Here is a 20,779-nt window from a genome sequence, read left to right as displayed (position 1 = left end):
AGGCCTCCCTTTCCACGAAACGAAGTGGAGTGGAGAGGGACCGAGGGTGAGGCCCTCACCCCCCAAACGGCCTCAAAAACCAACTCAACAACCCCGGCCAGCCATAAACTGCCTCGGTATACGCCAGAATCGCCCCCGCCAAAATCGGCACCGCAAAGGGCATGCGCGAGCGCGGGTCGGTCTCCAGGTCTTCGCGCACCATCGAGGTCTTGTAGACGAGCATGCGATAGAGCCCGCGCAGGAAGCGGAACATACGCACGATCATGTCTTTGAGGTAGCCGGTGAACAGCGCCTTGACCAGCCCGAGAGCCGAGCCGGCGAAGACGGCGTAGAAGAGAATCTCGCCCAGGCCGGACAGCCCCATAAATGCGCCCACGCCCATCAACAGCTTGACGTCACCGCCTCCCAGCCAGCCCGGGGCGGCCAGAAAGATGCCGATGACGAAGGTGACCACCACCGCCAGGAGTCCGGCCAACAGGCCGTCGAGGCCGAAGGCAGCGGTGTGGCAGACCAGCCCCACCAGCACCGACGAGTAGCTCAACTTGTTGGGGATGCGCCCTTTGCCCTCCTCGTCGTTGTGTGCCGAGACCGCGTCCATGATCGCCGCGGTGACGAGAAAGGCGCCCAAGGGGGCGAAGATGATGAGTTGAACCCACAGCTCGGATTGGACGATCGTCTTCATGGCTCGTGGTTATACAACGGGGAGCGGTCGCATCAAAGGGAGGAGCGACAAGAAAACGAGGCCGGGCAGCGCGCAGTTGCGCTGCCCGGCCTCACTCTTTCACGCGACTCGCCGTGCTCATGACAGGCACGCGAGCCCGTGTTCTGTCGCCTTGCGAAGGCGCTCGTAGATTACGAGCCTAACTCAGAACGTGACCTGAGTGTCGACAGCGTTCTCGGCCTCGTTGAACTTCGAGCTGGCCGTCTCACCGAACACCTTGACGATGGCGATGACGAAGCAAGCGATGAGAATCAGAAGGATGATGTACTCGGTAGCGGTAGCGCCGTCTTCGTCGTTGTGAAATGCGACCAGCAGGTTCTTGAGAGCTTCCATTGTCTTACCTCCTCCAGGGGGGTGAATATCGACCCAGCGAGCGCGCTGTCTCTCTGTGTCCGTTGACGTTCTGCCTAATCTGCCGCCTCCGCAGGCGACTGTTCTCAGTACACTCAGTTATGAAGCAACTTCCGATCCAACTCTAGAAAAAAGTTTGGATTCGGCTCATCTCCCCGGCGCGGCGGCCACGAGGACCGGTTTTTCGCCGGGGAAATTCGAGTCGCCACCTCGCGGTGTGACATGCTGTCACACCTTTGAGGACTAGCGACCCCAATCCCTACACCGCCGGGTGTCCCAGCCACCAGACCATGAAGTCACGGTAGGCCTTGATATAGGCGGCGGTGCCGATCAGGGCGATGGTCGCCCCGAAACTGATCAGCGTAAAGACGATGATGTACTCGGTCATCGCCACACCGGAGTCGTCCCGGTGGAAGCTGTCGAGTGCATCGACCACTGTCTGGCGAACTCGCTGTAGCTTGTTGGTCTCTTTCATAGTCGAGCCGGCTTCTCCCGGCGCCGAAGCTCCGGGCGATTCGCCTTGTCTAAGTTGGATCGTGTCCATGGCCAAGATACCCTACACGGTTTGCAGGATCAACAACGACGTCCCCACAACACCACTGGGCCTGCCTACTCCTCTTCTACTCTGCCCCAGAAAGCCTGCAAGCTTCGCGCCGCCGGGAAATTTTGGGCCGCGCCCACGCCTTCGTATGAGGCTGCCAATTGACACTTCTGCCCAAATCGTCCAGATCTCCCCTGACAGCGTCGTAGTTGGGCAGTTGCCGTGACGCAGTTGTAGTTACCTCGATCATTCGGTCCCTCGATCACTCGATCCCTCCTCATGAACGACGAACAACAAACGCTTCCCGCGAGCGCCGAGGCGCATTTCGAGAGCCGCTACCCGATCGCCGAGCTCGTCGGTCGCATCGAGGCGGGACACTCGCACCTGCAGGTCATCGGGGCGACCGGCTCGCTCAAGGCGTGCATGTTGGCCGACCTGAGCCGTCGCCTCGAGCGCCCCCTGGTGGTGCTCACCCCGGCGCCGGCCGACGCGCGCCGGGTGGCGACCGACCTCGAGCTGTTCGCCTCCGGGATCATCGAGGAGGACGCGCCGTTTACCGACGAGGTGGCCCACTACCCCGAGTTCGACGTCGGCCCGTTCCACAACGCCTCGCCGGAGCGCAAGTTGATGATGCGCCGGCTCAGCACGCTGCACAAACTCACCGGCGAGCGCCCGCCGCGCTACACCGTCGCCCCGATTGGGGCGGCGATGCGAAAGACGATCCCGGTAAGTTCGCTCGGGCGCATGTCGCGCACCCTCGAGCTGGGCGACGAGATCGCCAACGAGGAGCTTCGCGTCTACCTGACCGACTGCGGCTACACCGAAGTGCCGGTGGTCGAAGATCCGGGCACCTACGCCATTCGCGGCGACATCGTCGACGTGTACGTCCCTTCGGAGGCCCACCCCTTGCGCATCGAGCGCTGGGGCGACGAGATCTCCGAGATCCGCACGTTCAACGCCGAGACCCAACGCACCGTCGACGAGCGCCTCGACTGCCAGATCTTTCCGGTGCGCCAGGAGATCTTGGACGAGACGTCGGTCGAACAGGCCCGACGCAAGCTTCGCGACCTGGGCAACGACCTGCAGTTCCCCAGCCGTGAGATCCGCGAGGTCGTCGCCGACCTGCAGGCCGGCCTGCACTTCATCGGCATCGACGCGCTGTTGCCCGCCTTGCACGACGAGTGCGCCGACCTGTTCGACTACGTGCCCGACGACGCCATCGTAGTCGTCGTCGACCCCGACACGCTCCTCGACGAGGCCCAGCGCCTGGTCGAAAACCGGCGCGAAGAGCGCAAACTCGCCCTCGAAAAGGGCGAACTCGTCTTCGACCTGCACGACTACTTTCGCCAGGCCAACTCGATGGTCAGCTGGGTGCGCAAGCGCTCGACGCGCCTCGAGATCCGCCGCGTGGCGATGCAGCCGGTCGAAAGCGAACTCGCCTTCCGGCTGCCCAAAGACGACGACTCCTTCGAGTTTCGCGCCCGCCCGAACACCGACGTGGTGCGCCTGCGCAAAGAAAAGCGCGGCGTCGAGCAGACCGTCAAAAAGCTCGTCGAGCATATCGGCCAGTGGAAGGGTCGCTACGGGCGTATCTGCTTTGCCTGCCGCACCGCCGGCCAGGTCGACCGGCTCGTCTCGCTGCTCAAGACCTACGGCGAAGACGCCCTCGACCTGGAGCCGCCCATCGACGTCACCGAGCCGGTGCCGCCGCCGGCCGGCCTCATCGAGGTCTACAAGGCCGACCTGTCGGGCGGGTTTCGCTCCGAGCACCTCGGCCTGTGCCTGGTGTCGGGCGAAGAGGTCTTCGGCCAACGCGTGGCCACCCACTCGAAGAAGTCGGTCACCGAACACGCCGAGATCTCGCACTTCCGCGACCTGACCCCCGGCGACCACGTCGTCCACGTCGACTTCGGTATCGGTAAGTACCACGGCCTCATCCACCTCGAGGTCGAGGGGATTGGCAACGACTTCCTCAACATCGAGTACGACGACGGCGACAAGCTCTACATCCCGGTCCACCGGCTGGCGCGCGTCCAGAAATATATCGGCAAGGCGGTCGATAGTATCCGCCTCGACAAGCTCGGCGGCACGAGCTGGGACAAGACCAAAGAGCGCGTCAAAGATCAGATCAAGGCGATCGCCGGCGACCTGCTCAAGTTGTACGCCCAGCGCGAGATGGCCAAGGGCCACAGCTTCAGCCCGCCCGACGACTTCTACCGCGAGTTCGAAGCCGCCTTCCCCTTCGAGGAGACCCCCGACCAGGCCCGCGCCATCGAGGAGACCCTCTCCGACATGGTCTCCAAGCGGCCCATGGACCGGCTGGTCTGCGGCGACGTCGGCTTCGGCAAGACCGAGGTCGCCATCCGCGGGGCGATGAAGGCAGCGATGGACGGCAAGCAGGTCGCCGTGCTCGTACCCACCACGATTTTGTGCGAGCAGCACCGCCTGAACTTCCGCGAGCGCTGCGAGGAGTTCGGCGTGCGCGTCGAGGCGCTGAGCCGCTTTCGCACCTCCAAGGAGGCCAAGGAAATCATCGCGGCCACCGAAGAGGGCAAGGTCGACATCCTCATCGGCACCCACCGGATCTTGTCGCAAGACATCAAGTTCCGGAACCTGGGCCTGCTCGTGGTCGACGAGGAGCAGCGCTTCGGGGTCAAGCACAAAGACAAGATCAAGAAGATGCGCAACAACATCGACGTGCTCACGCTCACAGCCACGCCGATCCCGCGCACACTGCAGATGAGCCTTCTGGGCATCCGCGACCTGTCGATCATCGCCACGCCCCCGCACAACCGCCTGGCGGTCAGGACCCACGTCGCCAAATTCAGCGACAGCGTCATCCGCGAGGCGGTCATGCGCGAGATCTCGCGCGGCGGGCAGGTCTTCTTCGTGCACAACCGCGTCAAGACCATCGACGAGATGGCCGCCCACATCGGCGAGCTCGTCCCCGAGGCGAGGATTGCGGTGGGCCACGGCCAGATGTCCGAGAAGAAGCTCGAGGACGTCATGCTCTCGTATATCGAGGGCGACGTGAACGTGCTCGTCTGCTCGGCGATCATCGAAAGTGGGCTCGATATCCCCAACGCGAACACGATCATCGTCAACCGCGCCGACCTGTTCGGCCTGAGCCAGCTCTACCAGCTTCGCGGCCGCGTCGGCCGCGGCACCGAGCGCGCCTACGCCTACCTGCTGATTCCACCCACGCGCACGCTGCCCAAGGACGCCCAGGCGCGCCTGGAGGTCATCCAGACGCACACCGAACTCGGCAGCGGCTTCCAGGTCGCCACCTACGACCTCGAGATTCGCGGCGCAGGCAGCCTGCTCGGCGACGACCAGTCTGGCCACGTCCAGGCCGTCGGTTTGGATCTGTACACGGAGTTGTTGGAGGAGACGATCAACGACCTTCGCGGCGACGACGTCCAGGAGGATATCGAGCCGGAGGTCAACGTGCCCGTCGAGTCGTATATCCCGTCGGACTATATCGACGCGACCTCGCTCAGGCTCATGTTCTACAAGCGCTTCTCACTCGCCCGCGACCGCGACGAGCTGTTCGACATCTACGAAGAGCTCGCCGACCGCTTCGGCCAGCCGCCCGAGCCGGTGCGCAACCTGCGCGACATCATCGCGGTCAAGGCCGCCTGCCGCCAGCTTCGCGCCCGCCGCCTCGACACCGGCCCCAGCGCCATCAGCGTCGAGCTCGACGAGTCGACCACGCTGGCGCCCGAGAAGGTCGTCGACTTCATCCACGAGACCCGCGGCCGCCTGCGCATCACCGACGAGATGAAGCTCATCTACTCGCTCAAGCCCGACGAGTCGGCCCGCCCGCTGGAGACGACCCGCGCGTTCGTCGAGAAGCTGCTGACGTATCGCGCCGGGGTGTGATGTCGCTGCGAACAGGGATGTCGTTTGGAGGCAGCGCTTCTAGTGGTGTGACAAAACAGCACGTTCCCCGTCACCTCGGCCGACACGTCCCAATCGACACCGAGCCCGTGCAACGATAACCAGACGGACACTGCGGCTCGGCATCACCGTCATTGCGACAAAACGCACGGCACGTCCCCTCGAGCCCCCCGTCGGTGATACACCCCGACCCGGCTTCGCAGAGACCAGCCGAGGGACTGCACATCTCGCCCGGAGCGTTGATCCCGGGTGACGTACACCTCGTCAGGTAGCCAACGTCGTGCGTCCACGTCAGGATGCACGCCTGGCCTTCGCCACAGCCGGTCTGGCACAGGGGACTGCACCCATAGATGCCGTAGTCGCCGTGGTCGACCCGCTCGCAGCCGTCGGCGCCGTACTCGCTATCGGGATCTGCCTGCCCGAGGCCGTTGTTGCCCCAACACTCGACCTCGCCGCTCTCGCGCCGCCCACATGTATGCCAGTTCCAAGTGGAGACCTCCACGAACGGCCCCTGCCGAGCGTCGGCGTGCCCCCTGTCGCGCAGGTCCGCGGGGCCGGGCTCGGCGCCAAAGCCCCAACACTCGACGTCGCCATCCTCGCGCACGCCGCACGAGTGCGCCCGCCCGGCCGCGACCCACCGAAAGCGTCCTTCGGGCGCGACCGCCTGATCGTGATCGAAATCGTGTTCGCGAACCTCCGCGTCGCTCCCAAGCCCCCAACAACTCACCGTCCCGTCACGCCTTACGCCGCAGCTGTGAAAGTGGCCGGCGCTGACCTGCACAAACTCCCCGGCCGGCGGCGCCGCCTGGCCGAAGTGGTATTGCCCATCGGAAGCCTCGGCATCGGAGCCGTACCCGACGCACTCGACTTCGCCGCTGTTCATGACTGCGCACATGTGGCCGTAGCCCACGCTTACCTGCCGCGCCTCGCCGTCGACGAGGTCCTCCGGCCCGCTCATCCAGCCCCAACACTTGACGGTGCGGTCGTCGCGAACCCCGCACGTCGCGTAGGGCCCGGCGTCGACGGCGAGGAAGGTCCCCTCGGGCGGCACCGCCTGGTCGAAGTCGTAGTCCGACGGCGCCTCCGCGCGACCCGGCAGGCGCCCATGCCCCCAACACTCGACCGCGCCATCGGCTTTGATGCCGCACGAATGCAGCGTCCCGCTGCTCACCTGCACAAACTCCCCGTCGGGCTCGACCGACTGGTCGAGGTCCCACAGACCTTCGTGGGTGCCCCACACGTCACCCAACCCGAAGCAGCGAAGCTCTCCGTCGTTTAGAATGGCGCAGGAGTGGTAGGTGCCCGCGCTCACGGTTTCGCCGAAGACGGGGCCGGGTTCTGTGTCGGCGTCTGCGTGGCCGGCGTCGCCGACGTCGTTTGCGTCATGCTCGACGTCGACGGCGTCGACGTCGACGGATGCGCCGGCGTCGGAGGTTTGGTTGGGAGTGCCATCGCCGCAAGCGGTTGTGAAGACGGCGAGAAAAAGGCAGCAAAAACACTTACGGACGAACAACTTCAAGGGTGTCTCCAATCCACTCGGTACCGGTTGGGACGCATAAAACCTATTACTGTTCAAAACGGCAGCGCGCCACTGAAGCTTTCCTCTCCGGGAAAGAACCTGGTCAGCGACTGAACCATGCGATCTGGGCCTTCGATATATACAAAAGAAGAATCAAAAACACCGAACCGGAAGTGACGAGACGCAAGACTGACGTCTAAGTCATAAAACCATTGGCTTTCGTCACGAATAACTTCCAAGACTTCCCAAAACGGCAGGGATAAAGGGCACCTTTCCGTTGCTTCTTCCCACTCACATACGGTATCGCCAACCCCCCAGACCCGCCTGAGCTCCACTTGGTCACTCGTTGACAGATAGTCAAGTTCAATCAACGCATCTGCCATCCTCGACAGCGGGAAGCCCTGTGCGGACTCATCCGGCCGGCGCACTAGCTAGTAGGTGTGAAGTCTGCATCTCTTTCTCGCTCGGATAATTGCAGTCACTCGTCCATCTCAAAAGGCTCGGGCTCTCCACGCTTCATCCCGCCTTTCGGTGCCAGTTCGGGATTATTCGGTGTCAGCTTATGCTGATGAGGAACGGGATGACCTTCTGGAAATCCGTGGTCACTGAAATCGATGTCACGTGTTGGCTGTAGATTCCCGTTGTCGCCAACACCCCATTCGTGCGCCTGAGGCGCCCCGCAGCGTAAGGGAACCAGGTTCCCCGACGAAGCCCATTTGGTGCGGGTTTGCGAGCCTAAGGCGCCCCTCGGGTTTGCGAGCCTAAGGCGACCCTCGGGAGCCGCGCCGAAGCGTCGTTTGCTGAGGCCTCGGTAGCCCGGGGCGACCGTAGCGTAGCGAAGGGAGTCCCGGGTGAGCCACAACCACCCCAAACGCAACTATAGGACAACCCAAGACGTCGCAACTCGTCCGACACCCACGCCTCGATGATTCGCGCGCCCTCCCCCGGACTCGCTTCGCGTCGCCCGGGGCTACCGAGGCGCCGCAGAAGGCGCGGCGCGCGCTCGCTTCACTCGCTTGCCCAGACCAAGATGGTCTGGCTCGAAGTAATATCGCTCGCCCCGGGCGTCAGGGAACCCGGGCGTCAGGGAACCAGGTTCCCCGACGAGGCGGGTTCCCCGACGAGGCGTATAAACCGTGGCCTTGCGGGGTTTTGGCGCTCGCTATTAGAGGCGCCTGCACGACGGCGCAAACGACAATTTGAGGGTCGATCCCTCGCAACTCGTGTGGTTGATGAGTCGACCCTCGACTCGTCGTTTGTCGGGGGCGTCGTTTGCCCTCGCCGCAAATAGCCTGCCTTCATTTCACAGATCGGCCGATCGGTGCTAGACCATAGCTTGGAATCAATTGCCCCCCGAGCACTGTTGGTGGAACGGGACGGGGCAGACCCCGCCCGTCGAAGTAGACGCCTCAGCTTATGAAATCGCGGTTTCGCACATACCTGGCAGTCACCACGCTGGCCCTCATCGCCTCGGCGGGTTGCGCGCCCGAGAAGCCCTCGGAGGCGCAACTTCGCGGCGAGATCGACCGCAGCGAGCAGCCGAAGGCGACTGCCGAGATCGAAAAGGAGCCGGTCGTCGTCGTTGACGGCGAGGAGATCACGCTCGGCGAGTTCAACCGGCGCTTGCAGGCGCTCCCCGAGTTTGCGCGGGCGCGGTTTGCGACGATCGAGAAGAAGAAGGAGTACCTCGACAGCATCGCCCAATTCGAGGTGATGGCCGACGTGGCCGAGGAAGAGGGCCTGGGCACGCGCGCCGCGGTCCTCTCGGCCATGAAGGACACACTCGCCGAGCGCCTGCTGAGCGAGGTCATCCACGAGCGGTTGTCGATGGAGGACATCGACGAGGCGGCCGTCGAGCAGTATTACGAGGCGCACCGCGACGATTTCCACACGCCGAAGGCGCGCCGCGTGGCGCTCATCGAGTTCGACACGCGCGACAACGCCGAGAAGGCGCGCGGTCGCATCCTCGAGCAGATGGCCACCGCCGAAGAGCCGATCATCGAATTTCGCAAGGCGGCGGCGCGCTACTCGACCGACCGCGCGGTCGCCCGCGAGGGCGGCGATATCGGGTTCGTCGGGGCTCCGGACACCGAGACGCAGCGCCCGGCCGTCGCCGAGCAAGCCTGGGCACTCGCCCAGCAGGGGCAGGTGACGCCGGTCTTTGCGGTCGACGGTGGCTGGGCGCTGGCTACCTTCTTCGATGAACGCGACGAGCACGTCACGCCGCTGGCGGAGGCGTCGGGGGAGATTCGAAACAAGCTGTACGAGAAACGAAAGCAACAGCTCGTCGACGACTACGTCGCCGAGCTTCGACAAAAAGCAACGATCGAGCGCCACCCGAAGGTGGCCGAGGGCGTCGAAGCGCCGGAGAAGCTGGGCACTCGACGCGCAGAAGATATCCCGCTACGCACCGAAGAGGCGTTTGAGACGCCGAAGAATCTGCGAAGCGATACGGTTCCTGACGAGACGAAACCGACACCATGAAAACGTTGACCCGCATCCTGTTGATCGCCGCCTGCCTGAGCGCCGGTGGCCTCGCGACCGTGGCCACGCCGGCGACGGCCGACGCCGAGATCATCGACCGCATCGTGGCGCGCATCAACAACGACATCGTCACGTTCTACGAGCTCAAGCAGGCCGCCACGCCGTTCATGCTCCAGAACGGCATCGATCCGAGCGCGCTCGAAAATCCCCAGCAGCGAGAGCAGATCTACGACAAGGTCCTCGACGATCTCGTCGAGCGTAAGCTCTTGTTGCAGGAGGCCGACAAGCTCGACTTGAGCGTCTCCGACGAGCAGGTCGACCAGTGGCTGGCCTACACGCGCCAGCAACAGCAGATGAGCGAAGAGCAGTTCCGCCAGATGATCAGCCAGTACGGCATGTCCTACGACGCCTACCGCGAGATGATCCGCCAGAACCTGCTCAAGCTGCGCCTGGTCAAGGTCAAGGTCGGCAGCCAGGTGTCGGTCTCCGACGAAGAGGTCGACGCGCTCTACAAAAAGCGCTTCGGCAACTCGGGCGCCCAGTCCAAGTATATCGAGGTGCGCCACATCCTGGTGCGCCCCGAGAACGACTCCGCCCAGGCCCTCGAGAAGGCGCGCAAGCAGGCCATCGAGGCCCAGAAGGCCGTCCAAAACGGCACCGACTTCGGCGAAGCCGCCAAAAAGTACAGCCAGGGCCCGTCGGCCGAACAGGGAGGGTACCTGGGCACCTTCTCGCAGGGCGACCTCGACCCCGACTTCGAGAAGGCGGCCTTCGCGCTCGACAAGGGCGAGCTGTCCGACGTCGTGCGCACCCAGTTTGGCTTCCACGTCATCAAGGTCGAAGACGTCGAGTACCGCGAAGACGGCGCCGCCGAGGAGCGCAAAGCCCAGCTTCGCGCCGAGCTGCAACAAAAGGCCGTCGAGCGCCAGCTGCAAGCCTACCTCCAGAACCTGCGGGCGCGCTCGCTTGTCCAGGTCCGATACTAGCGCGAGCCCACTGACGAGGCCCCATGAAGATCGGCATCACAATCGGTGATCCGGCAGGCATCGGCCCCGAGGTCATCCTCAAGGCGCTCCAAGAGCCGCTGGCCGACGGGATCGAGCCGGTCGTCTTCGGCAGCCGTCAGGTGCTCGAGCGCACCGACCGCCTGCTGGTCAAGGCGGTCACCGGCTACACCCCGCTCATCAGCAAATTCGACACACTGCACGGCCCCGACGACACCGTCGAGCCGGGCGCCATCGGCGTGATCGACGTCCTGCCCAACCTCGACGCCGCCCATATCCCCTTCGGCGAACGCGACGCGCGCTCGGCGCAGCTGCAACTGGCTGCGTTCCACAGCGTGGTCACCGCCGCCCAGGAGGGTGAGATCGGCGCGATCGTCACCGCCCCGTGGACCAAAGAGCTCTTCCGCACCATCGACATGCCTCCGGTGGGCCACACCGAGATTCTGGCCGAGGCCTTCGACGCCCCCGAGCACGTCATGATGCTGGCCGGCCCGCGCCTGCGCGTGGCGCTGGTGACCACGCACGTGCCCATCTCGCGGGTGAGCGAGCAGCTCAGGCCGCCCCGCTTGGAGGCAGTCATTCGCACCACCGCCGCCGATCTCGAACGGCTCTTCGGGGTCAAGCAACCCAATATCGCGGTGTGCGGGCTCAACCCGCACGCCGGTGAGATGGGCGTGATGGGCGTGGAGGAAGGCGAGATCATCCGGCCGGTGGTCAACAAGCTGGCCGACGAGCTCTCCGACAGCGTCGAGCTCTCCGGGCCCTACTCGGCCGACACCCTCTTCGCGCGCTACCGCGGCGGGCGCCAGCCCTTCGACGCAGTGGTGTGCATCTACCACGACCAGGGCCTCATCCCACTGAAGCTCATGCACTTCGGCGAGTCGGCCAATATCACGCTGGGCCTGCCCGTGGTGCGCACCTCGGTCGACCACGGCACCGCCTACGACATCGCCGGATGGGGCGTGGCCGACGCAGGGTCGATGCGCTACGCGATCGAGCTGGCGGTGGATATGGCGAAACGGGTCGAGAAGTGAAGCCCCTTGCTTGTTGAGGCGGCCCCTCCGCCTCGCGCGTCGCTACCTGCAGCAGCTTGCGCTCGGCACCTCCCCCGGCTAGACGCCGCAGGGAGGAGCCCCTTGCCCAAATGAGGATCGAATGGTTGATGTAGAGAAGAATGGGCAAATTTGGACCGTGGTGCTCGACCGCAAGGAGCGCCGCAATGCCGTGGACCGGCAGACCGCCGAGGCGCTGGCGGACGCGTTTCGCGCGTTCGAGGCCGACGACGAGGCGCGCGTGGCCGTGTTGCACGGCGAGCACGGCACGTTTTGCTCGGGCGCCGACCTCAAGGCGTTCTCCGAGGGCAACCCCAACCGACTCGCCCCGGACGGCGACGGGCCCATGGGGCCGTCGCGCATGCTCCTTAACAAACCGGTCATCGCCTCCATCGCGGGTCACGCGGTCGCCGGCGGGCTCGAGCTCGCCCTGTGGTGCGACCTGCGCGTGGCCGACGAGGACGCCATTCTGGGCGTCTTTTGCCGGCGCTGGGGCGTCCCGCTCATCGACGGAGGCACCGTGCGGCTGCCCAGGCTCATCGGCCTGAGCCGCGCGCTCGATCTGATCGTGACCGGCCGGCCGGTCGAGGCCGACGAGGCGCTGCAGATGGGACTCGTCAACCGCGTCGTCCCCTCCGGCACCTCTCGCGAAGCCGCCGAGGCGCTCGCCCGGCGTATCGCCGACTTCCCGCAGGTGTGCATGAATAACGACCGGCTGTCGGCCTACGAGCAATTCGGCATGACGCTCGACGAGGCGATGGCCAACGAGTTCCGGCGGGGGCTGGAGTCGCTCGACGCCGGGGCGCGCGAGGGGGCAACGCGGTTTGCAGAAGGGGCTGGGCGTGGTGGGAGCTTCGAAGACTGAATTTCAATCTAATGACATTTGTTTATCTTCGACGCGAACACCCAACAGTTAACGTCGAGCAGTCCATATGACCGAAACGTCCAACGACATCCAACTCAACCACAAGGTCGAGGAGCGCATCCTCGGCAGCCTCAAAAAGCGCGACGGGGTTGCCACCGCCGGCGACGTGGCCGCGGACACTGGGCTGGGTTACGACCAGACCGAGATGGCGCTTCGGCACATGCTCACGCTGTACAAGAGCCACCTCGACGTCGACGACGAGGGCAACCTTCGCTACCGGTTCGACCCGAAGTTCCAGCGCCGCGGCGCCCAGCCTGGCAAGGCCTGGCGCAGCTTCAAGCAGGGGCTGTGGAAGGCGTTCGTCGCCTTCTTCAAGGTGTGGACGATGGTCATGCTCGTCGGCTACACCGTGCTCTTCGTGCTGCTTCTGGTCGCCGTCGGCATCGCCGGCTTTGCGGCGAGCATGCAGTCGGACGACCGCGACGGCGGCGGCCAGATCGGCATCCTGCCGTTTCTGCTCGTGGCGCGCTTTCTCGAGTTCATGTTCTGGTGGAATATCTTCAGCGGACCTCGCTACGACCGCGGCTACGGGCGCGGCTACGGACGCCGACGCGGCCTCTTCGGGGGCATGGGCGAGCGTGAGCGCAAAAAGCCGTCGAAGCCGTTTTACCAGAAGATTTTCCACTACTTGTTCGGCCCCGAAGAAGCCAAGACCGACCCGCTGGGCCCGGAGCGCGCATTCGCGCAGTTCGTGCGCAGCCGAAACGGGCGCATCACCGCCGCCGAGTGGGCCTCGCGCACCGGCCAGACCCTCCAGGAAGCCGAAAACGCGCTCACCGCGAGCATCGTGAGGTTCAACGGCGACGTCGACGTCAGCGACGACGGCGTGCTCGTCTACCGCTTCGACGAATTGGTGGTCACCGCCGAAGAGGGAGACAGCTACGAAGACCTGCCGCCCATCTGGCAGCGCAAGGTCTCCGTGCCCGATTTCACGAGCAACAAGGGCTCGTCGAACACCTGGATCTCGGTGCTCAACGGCTTTAACTTGGCCATGTCGGCGTTTATCCTCTTTGCAGTCATCGGCTTGCCGCTGGGAGCACAGATTGCGCTCGGCTGGGTGCCTTTCGTCTTCAGCACGCTCTTCTTTGCGATCCCGCTGCTTCGGAAGTTCTCCCACAACAAGCGCAAGCAGCAGGCTGCCGTCGAGAACGAGCGTCGCGACGCGCTGTCGATCGTCTTCCAGTCGGCCCGCGACGGCGAAGCTCGCCAGGTGCCCGACTCGTCAGTGCCCGAGAAGTTTCAAGATGGCTTCCTCGTGGGTTATGATGGTGATATTGAAGTGACCGACGATGGGATCACCGTCTTTCGCTTTCCGCGCGTGGCCGAGGAGCTCGAGGCCGGCGAAGACGCGCGCGAGTCGGCGGCCAACGAGGTCGTCTTCGGCAAGACGGTCTTCTCGTCCGACGAGGAAGAGAAGAGCCTCGACGACGCTGAGATGGAGGAATTCGATCGGCGCCTGTCGCGCGAGCTCGGCGGCGAGGTCTTCGAGATGGAGTTCGAACAGGCTGCCCCCGCCGAGGTCAGTCGTAGTTAATTTGACCGGGACGGCTTATGTCCGAGACCACTCCAGAATCAGCGCAATCACCGACGAACACCCTCACCGAAAGCGAAAAGGCGAAGAAAAGACGCTTCTCGATGCTGCGCGAGTTCTCGCTGGCCGACCTGATCACGCTGGGCAACGCCAGCTGTGGCACCGCGTCGATCTTCTTGGCGCTCAGCTACGCCTCCGAGCACGAGGTGGGCTATCTGTGGGTGTCGTTCGCCCTGCTGCCCGTGGCGCTGATCTTGGACTTCTTCGACGGCTACGTGGCCCGCTGGCGCCGCGCGCAGTCGATGCTCGGCCCCGACCTCGACAGCCTATCCGATATCGTGTCGTTCGGCGTCGCCCCGGCGGTCCTGGCGTGGGCGCTGGGCATGCGCGGCGGACTCGACATGGCGGTGCTCATCTTCTTCGTCGCCTGCGGCATCAGCCGTCTGGCCCGCTACAACGCCACCGCAGCCGAACTCACCGAGGAGACCTCCGGCAAGGTCAAGTACTACGAGGGCACCCCGATCCCGACGAGCATCGTGCTGGTGATCGTCCTCGTCATCGCGTTCTCGCAGGGCGCGGTCGGCGCCAACTTCTGGTTCGGCTCGGTCGAGATCCTGGGCATGGGCTGGCACCCGCTGTCGACGATGTACTTTTTGAGCGGTTGCGCGATGATCAGCGGCACGCTCAAAATCCCGAAGCCGTGAGCAGCGGGTAGAAGAGCGAAAAAGCAAAAGAGCGAAGAAGCAAAAGAGCGAAGAAGCAAAAGAGCGAAGAAGCAAGAGAGCGAAGAAGCGAAAGAGCGAAGAAGCGAAAGAGCGAAAAAGCAAAAGAGCGAAAAAGCAAAAGAGCAACAGCGAGCCTAATGCCCGTTGTTGCTCTTTCACTTTTTTACTTCTTTACTCTTTCGCTTCTTTACTCTTTCGCTTCTTTACTCTTTCGCTTCTTTACTCTTTCGCTCTTTCGCTGCCGTCAATCGCCGCTGGTGGCGCCGACGAGCTTGTTAGCGAGGTAGAGGGTGCCGCCGAACACTGCGATGAACGCCGCGAGCACGCCCGCTTGGATGGCGAAGACGTTGACGATGTCGGCGATCTCGGCACTATCGGCCGACCATTTGGCGAACATGACCAGGGCCAGCACCGCGTAACAAACGGCGACGGTGAGATAGAAAACCCAGCCAGCCTGGTGGATCGGTCCTTCGTGCTCTTCGTGCTTGTCAGCCATTGTTCTCAACCTCAAAAACTCTTCTACGTACAGGGGCGAATCCGCCCGGTCTAAACCGCCGCTATTCTGCGGAAGTCGAGGCTAGTTGTAAACCCCGAATTGAGCAATGGCAAGGGAACTGGGCAGGAAATGGCAGGTATCAGTCGGGAAGGAGGTACAAGTACCCGCTCTCGATGCGACCGCGCGTGCCGGTATGCAGCCATCCCTTGGCGTCGACGGTGCGTGGCCCGTCGCCATCCCAATAGCCCTCGAAGAGCACCTCGGAGCGGATCAAGATCTCGCCGGGCTCGCCGCGCTTGGCGCCGTCGATCTTGCAGGCGTAGCCCTGCACGGGGCGTCCCACCGAACCCCGGCGTCGCGCGCCGGGCCGCTCGATGTGGCTGATCCCGCACTCGGGCGTGCCCCAGACGCCCAACAAGGTGAGATCGGTGCGATCGATGACGTCGGTGACTTCGTCGGAGAGGCTTCCGCCGATCAGGTAGACGGTGTCGAGCTTGCCGCCGAATTGGCGGCTGAGCGGGTCGAAGAAGAGCCGGCGGGCGGCCTCCTTGCTCACACGCCCCAGGAGTCCGGTCAGCCCACCGGCGGCGCCACCGTCGGCCTGCAGCACTTCGGTGGACTCTTCGATCTCGTCACGCAGACGGTTGGCGCGATCGTCCAAGAAGGCCGGGCCGCAGACGAGACGGGTGGGCAGAAGCTTGTTCAGGTTGGCGCGCAGCACGCCCTTCGATGAGGCGGTGGCGACCTGGCAGCCCTGCAACAGCGTGGCGGCGGTGAGCAGCCACGACGAGAAGACGCCGTACTCGAGGGTCGTCGCCAGGCGATCGTGGTCCCTAAGTTGGAGATCGTCGCCCAGCAACTCGAGCATCTCCCCGACGCTCTCGCCGGTGAAGAAGGCCCCGTGCGGGTCGTCGCCCAGCTTGGCGTCGAACAAGACCAGCGTCGGCTGGTCGCGATCGACGCCGTAGATCACCTCGGCCAGGTCGTCGACTCGCCCGCGCACCGCCAGCGAGCGACCGTGCCCGTCGAGCCCCTCGAGGGAGTGAAACCTGGACGCCTCGGGCCAATCGGCGCTGTCTTCGAGCGCGATCCAATGCAGATGTGGCGGCAGCTTGCCATTCTTGCCGCGCAGGTACTCCCACTCGTCGGCATCACGCACCACGATCCACTCGGCGCCAGTGCGCGCCAGCGCCCGCAAGGTGGTGCTGCGCTGGCGGTCGGGACGAATCGGCACCAGGCAGCCGCCCACCAGCCAGGTCGCAAACGCCAGGTCGATCCACTCGCGCCCGCTCGGAGCGACCATGCCCATACGCGTACCCGGCTCGAAGCCGGCGTCCATCAGCGCAATGGCCAGCCGTTGTACACGACGCGTCCACTCCCAATACGTCTCCTCGACTACCTTGCCGCGCTCGTCGACCGTGGCCAGCGCGGTCAGGTCTTTGTAGTCTTGGAATTTGCGCCAAAAATGGGTGGGGAAGTTGTGCATTTTCCAGACGTGGGCGTGGGGACGTATTGCAAGCCTCTAGGTTCTTGAGCGCTACGGGCGGCGGATAAATTCCATGCAAGTTGTGGGTATGTGGCCTACGAAAAATCGTAGGATCGTGGGGAGGGAAGGCAATGTTGCAAGACGTAAGGCGTAGCAATGCGGTGCCCCCCATCCGCCCTTCGCTTCGCTACGGGCACCTTCCCCGAGGGGTAAGGGATTACCCTGCGAAAAGCTACGTGGTCGGTTCGCGCAAGGCGGATGGGGGGCGCCAAAAAGCTACGCCTTGCTTTCTGAGACACCTACGCCCCGATCGGATGCCACGCCGTCTTGAACTCGACGAAGGGCATGATGCGATACGGGCTCTGCTGGTCGTCGGCGCGCCAGCCTTTGGCGTCGGGGTCGTCGTAGAACTTGACCCGCTTGACCGTGTCGGCCGCCTCGAGGGCGATCTCTTTCTTCTGCTCGGCCGTCGGCCCGAAGCAAAGTACGCCGTCGACGTCCTTGTGGCCGGCGACGTGGCCCAGAAGTTCGTCGCGCTTGCCGGTCAGGATATTGATCACCCCGCCCGGAAGATCACTGTTGTTGAGCACCTCGGCGAAGTCGATGGCCACGGTGGGCGCGTCGTTCTCGACGATGAGCACCGCCGTGTTGCCCGCCACGATCACCGGCGCGACCGCCGAGACCAGGCCCAGCAGCGGAGCGTTCTTGGGCGAGAAGACCGTGATGACGCCTGTCGGCTCGGGGGTGGTGAAGTTGAAGTGCGGCGAGCTGACCGGGTTGGTCGACCCGAAGACCTGGGTGAACTTGTCCGACCAGCCGGCGTACCACACCAGGCGGTCGACGGCGGCGTCGACCTCGGCCTCGGCGTCTTCGGCCGAGTAGCCGGCGATGTCGACCAGCGCGGCTTCGAAGTCGCGCCGGCGCGTCTCCATCATCTCGGCCATGCGGTACAAGATCTGGCCGCGGTTGAAGGCGGTGCGGCCCGACCAGCCGCCGAGCGCCCCGCGGGCGGCGACGACCGACTCACGAAAGTCCTTTCTCGAGGCATGGCAGATATTGGCCACGAAGCCTCCTTTGTGATCTTTGACGGTCAGGTAACGCCCACTTTCGGTGCGGGGGTATTTGCCGTTGATGTACAGTTTGTAGGTTTTGAGGACCGACAATCTCTTCTTGGTCATGCTCGAAGCTCCGATTGAGTCTCCATGATTTCTGTCGCCCCCCATCCGCCCTTCGCTTCGCTACGGGCACCTTCCCCGAGGGGAAGGGATGTCCTTGCGCGCCCGAACCACGTAGCTTTCCGCAACAGCACCCCTTCCCCTGGGCGGGTACCCGCTTGCGGGTGTTGCCGAGCGCGTAGTTTAGCGCGAGGCGGATGGGGGGCGCCGCATTGCTACGCCTCGCTTTCCGCAACCGCGCCAGACGGATGGGGGGCGCCGCATTGCTACGCCTCGCTTTCTGAAGCAACGCCTACGAAAGCTTCAAATACGGCATGAGCCCATGCCGCCCACCTTCACGCCCAAACCCGCTCTCTTTGTAGCCGCCGAACGGGCTCGCCGGGTCGAACTTGTTGTAGGTGTTGCCCCACACCACGCCCGATTTGAGCGCGCCGGCCACGCGGAACAGCTTGCTGCCCTTGTCGGTCCAGATGCCGTTGGCGAGTCCGTAGAAGGTGTTGTTGGCCTTCTCGATCGCCTCGTCGGGGGTGCGGAAGGTCAGCACCGACAGGACCGGCCCGAAGATTTCTTCTTGGGCGATGCGGTGCGACGGGGTGACGTCGGTGAAGATCGTCGGCTGCAAGAAGTAGCCGGTCTCGGGCACGTCGCAGTCGGGCTGGTGCATCTGGGCGCCCTCTTCCATGCCCGCGCCGATGAGCTCCTGGATGCGGTTGAGCTGCTCGAGCGAGTTGATCGCGCCGATGTCGGTGTTCTTGTCGAGCGGGTCGCCCACCCGAAGCGTCGACATGCGTCGCTTGAGCTTGTCGATGACCTCGTCGTGGATGTTCTCTTGGACGAGTAGCCGCGAGCCGGCGCAGCAGACGTGGCCCTGGTTGAAGAAGATGCCGTTGACGATGCCCTCGACGGCTTGGTCGATGGGGGCGTCGTCGAAGATGATGTTGGCGCCCTTGCCGCCCAGCTCGAGCGTCAAACGCTTGTCGGTGCCCGCCAGCTGGCGCTGGATGAGCTTGCCGACGGCGGTCGAGCCGGTGAAGGCGATCTTGTCGACGTCGTCGTGGTTGACGATCGCCGCGCCGGTGGCGCCTGCGCCGTTGACGAAGTTGACCACGCCCGGCGGCAGGTCGGCCTCCTGGATGATCTCGGCCAGGAGCATCGCCGTCAGCGGCGTCGTCTCGGCGGGCTTGATGACGATCGTGTTGCCGGTGGCCAGCGCCGGGGCGATCTTCCAGGCAGCCATGAGCAGCGGGAAGTTCCACGGGATGATCTGGCCGGCCACGCCGATGGGCGAGACCTGCGCGCCCGGGAAGGCGTACTCGAGCTTGTCGGCCCAGCCGGCGTAGTGGAAGAAATGCGCCGCGGCCAGGGGCACGTCGACGTCGCGCGACTCGCGAATGGGCTTGCCGCCGTCCATCGTCTCGACGACGGCCAGCTCGCGCGCCTTCTCCTGCATCATCCGCGCGATGCGGTAGATGTACTTGGCGCGCTCGGCCGGTTTGGTCTTCTTCCAGTACTTCTCGTAGGCCTTGCGCGCGGCTTGGACGGCTTTGTCGACCGTCTCTTCGGTCGCCGCGGCCACCTGCGCGATGGGCTCTTCGGTCGCCGGGTTGATCGACGGGAAGAACTCGCTCTCCTCGGGGATGACGAATTCGCCGTCGATGAAGTGGCCGTAACGCTCGTCGAGCTCGACGAAGTCGGTGCCCTGCGGCGCCGGATCGTAGCCCCACATGTCGCCGAAGAGCAGGTCTTTCATGTCGGATGGTTTGTTCACATCATCCTCCGGATGATTGGGAGCAAAAAGCAAACAAGCAAACAAGCAAAAAGTAAAAAAGTAAAAAAGTAAAAAAGTAAAAGAGAAGAGGAAGCAGATGCGGCCAATTTTATTGAGCCTTTACTCTTTTGCTCTCTTACTTTTTCGCTTCTTTGCTGCCTTTAGCTGATGCTCAGGTAACGGCTGGAGTGATAGCGACCGCTCTCGAGCTTCTCGAGCTGCATGAGCAGGTCATTCAGGAGCGACGAGGCGCCAAAGCGGAACCATTCGTTCGACAGCCAGGCGTCGCCCAGCGTCTCTTTGACCATCGCCAGGTAACGAAGGGCGAGCTTGGCGTCGCGGATGCCGCCGGCCGGCTTCATGCCGACCATCTCGCCGGTCTTCAAGAAGTGGTCGCGGATGGTCTGCAGCATGACGAGCGTCACGGGCATCGTCGCCGCCGGCTTGACCTTGCCGGTCGACGTCTTGATGAAATGCGCCCCGGCGTCGATGGCGATCTGGCTGGCCAGACGCACGTTGTCGTAGGTCTCGAGCTCGCCGGTCTCCAAGATCACCTTGAGGTGGGCGTCGCCGCAGGCCTCTCGCACCGCGCAGATCTCATCAAAGACCCGCACGTACTCGCCGGCCAAAAACGCGCCGCGGTTGATGACCATGTCGATCTCGTTGGCGCCCGCCTCGACGGCCTCTCTGGTGTCGGCGAGGCGCCCCTCGAGCGAGGACTGGCCGCTGGGAAAGTAGGTGGCGACCGACGCGATATTGATGCCGGTGCCCTCGAGCTCCTCGACGGCGATCGGCACCATGCTCGGGTAGACACAGACGGCGGCGACCTTCGGGGTGTCCAGCGTCTGGCTGGGCAGCCGCGCTTTGCGGCACAACATGCGCACTTTGCCGGGGGTGTCCATGCCGGCCAGCGTGGTCAAATCGACCATCGTGATGGCCAAGTTCAGGCCGGCCTTCTTGGCCGCCTTCTTGATGCTGCGCGTCTTGAAGCGACCCGCGCGCTCCTCGATTCCGACCTGGTCGATCGGCGGCACGCGCGGCGTTTGGTAAGTATCTGACATAATTAGCGTCGTGGTCACGGTTTTCGTGGAAGCGGACGCC

17 protein-coding genes are annotated in these 20,779 nt (G+C 64.1%); 7 read left to right on the top strand and 10 right to left on the bottom strand.

The features are described from left to right. Positions 1-55: 55 nt before the first annotated feature. From FIV42_RS14700 to FIV42_RS14690, 3 genes are all read right to left on the bottom strand, one after another. A complete protein-coding gene (locus tag FIV42_RS14700; protein ID WP_141198420.1) occupies positions 56-682 on the bottom strand; it encodes an A24 family peptidase in 627 nt (208 codons plus the stop codon). 183 nt (positions 683-865) lie between these two features. Further along, complete coding sequence (locus FIV42_RS14695) at positions 866-1,054, bottom strand: Flp family type IVb pilin (protein ID WP_141198419.1); 189 nt, start codon at positions 1,052-1,054, stop codon at positions 866-868. A 277-nt stretch (positions 1,055-1,331) separates the two neighbouring features. After that, the gene (locus FIV42_RS14690; RefSeq protein WP_141198418.1) at positions 1,332-1,547 is read right to left on the bottom strand and encodes a hypothetical protein; all 216 of its coding nucleotides are present in this window, start codon (positions 1,545-1,547) and stop codon (positions 1,332-1,334) included. A 345-nt stretch (positions 1,548-1,892) separates the two neighbouring features. On the opposite strand from FIV42_RS14690, the gene mfd reads away from it, so the two are divergent. Continuing rightward, the gene (gene mfd, locus FIV42_RS14685; protein WP_141198417.1) at positions 1,893-5,495 is read left to right on the top strand and encodes a transcription-repair coupling factor; all 3,603 of its coding nucleotides are present in this window, start codon (positions 1,893-1,895) and stop codon (positions 5,493-5,495) included. Positions 5,496-5,565: 70 nt separating this feature from the next. Here the strand turns inward: mfd and FIV42_RS14680 are convergent, their stop codons facing one another. Beyond that, positions 5,566-7,032, bottom strand: a complete 1,467-nt coding sequence (locus tag FIV42_RS14680) for an RCC1 domain-containing protein (RefSeq protein WP_141198416.1) — start codon at positions 7,030-7,032, stop codon at positions 5,566-5,568. A 53-nt stretch (positions 7,033-7,085) separates the two neighbouring features. Next, positions 7,086-7,415: a hypothetical protein gene (locus FIV42_RS14675; RefSeq protein WP_141198415.1), complete on the bottom strand. Its 330-nt coding sequence runs from the start codon at positions 7,413-7,415 to the stop codon at positions 7,086-7,088. 1,033 nt (positions 7,416-8,448) lie between these two features. Here FIV42_RS14675 and FIV42_RS14670 point away from each other — a divergent pair. The 6 genes from FIV42_RS14670 (at position 8,449) to FIV42_RS14645 (ending at position 14,732) form a co-directional block, all read left to right on the top strand. After that, the gene (locus FIV42_RS14670) at positions 8,449-9,516 is read left to right on the top strand and encodes a peptidylprolyl isomerase (protein WP_141198414.1); all 1,068 of its coding nucleotides are present in this window, start codon (positions 8,449-8,451) and stop codon (positions 9,514-9,516) included. Then, positions 9,513-10,502 carry a peptidylprolyl isomerase gene (locus FIV42_RS14665; RefSeq protein WP_141198413.1) on the top strand — a complete coding sequence of 330 codons (990 nt, stop codon included), beginning with the start codon at positions 9,513-9,515 and terminating at the stop codon, positions 10,500-10,502. The genes FIV42_RS14670 and FIV42_RS14665 overlap by 4 nt, the downstream gene beginning before the upstream one ends. A gap of 23 nt (positions 10,503-10,525) precedes the next feature. Continuing rightward, positions 10,526-11,554, top strand: coding sequence for a 4-hydroxythreonine-4-phosphate dehydrogenase PdxA (gene pdxA / locus FIV42_RS14660; RefSeq protein WP_141198412.1), 1,029 nt, complete (start codon positions 10,526-10,528; stop codon positions 11,552-11,554). Between the two features lie 121 nt (positions 11,555-11,675). Next, entirely contained in the window at positions 11,676-12,437 is a 762-nt protein-coding gene (locus tag FIV42_RS14655) for a crotonase/enoyl-CoA hydratase family protein (RefSeq protein WP_141198411.1), read from the top strand. A gap of 67 nt (positions 12,438-12,504) precedes the next feature. Next, positions 12,505-14,031, top strand: a complete 1,527-nt coding sequence (locus tag FIV42_RS14650; RefSeq protein ID WP_141198410.1) for a hypothetical protein — start codon at positions 12,505-12,507, stop codon at positions 14,029-14,031. Between the two features lie 101 nt (positions 14,032-14,132). After that, positions 14,133-14,732 (top strand): CDP-alcohol phosphatidyltransferase family protein, encoded by a 600-nt coding sequence (locus FIV42_RS14645; protein WP_141201335.1) that lies wholly within the window; start codon positions 14,133-14,135, stop codon positions 14,730-14,732. 265 nt (positions 14,733-14,997) lie between these two features. Here the strand turns inward: FIV42_RS14645 and FIV42_RS14640 are convergent, their stop codons facing one another. The 5 genes from FIV42_RS14640 to deoC all read right to left on the bottom strand — a co-directional run bounded on the left by FIV42_RS14640 (position 14,998) and on the right by deoC (position 20,739). Next, positions 14,998-15,249, bottom strand: a complete 252-nt coding sequence (locus FIV42_RS14640; protein WP_141198409.1) for a hypothetical protein — start codon at positions 15,247-15,249, stop codon at positions 14,998-15,000. Positions 15,250-15,388: 139 nt separating this feature from the next. Further along, positions 15,389-16,735, bottom strand: coding sequence for an AMP-binding protein (locus FIV42_RS14635; RefSeq protein ID WP_141198408.1), 1,347 nt, complete (start codon positions 16,733-16,735; stop codon positions 15,389-15,391). 299 nt (positions 16,736-17,034) lie between these two features. Beyond that, positions 17,035-17,913, bottom strand: a complete 879-nt coding sequence (locus tag FIV42_RS14630; protein WP_141198407.1) for an aldehyde dehydrogenase family protein — start codon at positions 17,911-17,913, stop codon at positions 17,035-17,037. 289 nt (positions 17,914-18,202) lie between these two features. Continuing rightward, complete coding sequence (locus tag FIV42_RS14625; protein WP_390619661.1) at positions 18,203-19,660, bottom strand: aldehyde dehydrogenase family protein; 1,458 nt, start codon at positions 19,658-19,660, stop codon at positions 18,203-18,205. A gap of 179 nt (positions 19,661-19,839) precedes the next feature. Next, positions 19,840-20,739, bottom strand: coding sequence for a deoxyribose-phosphate aldolase (gene deoC / locus FIV42_RS14620; protein WP_141198406.1), 900 nt, complete (start codon positions 20,737-20,739; stop codon positions 19,840-19,842). Positions 20,740-20,779 lie beyond the last annotated feature (40 nt).

It is taken from the genome of Persicimonas caeni, assembly GCF_006517175.1.
Lineage (GTDB): Bacteria > Myxococcota_A > Bradymonadia > Bradymonadales > Bradymonadaceae > Persicimonas > Persicimonas caeni.
This window is presented reverse-complemented; position numbering and strand designations above follow the sequence as displayed.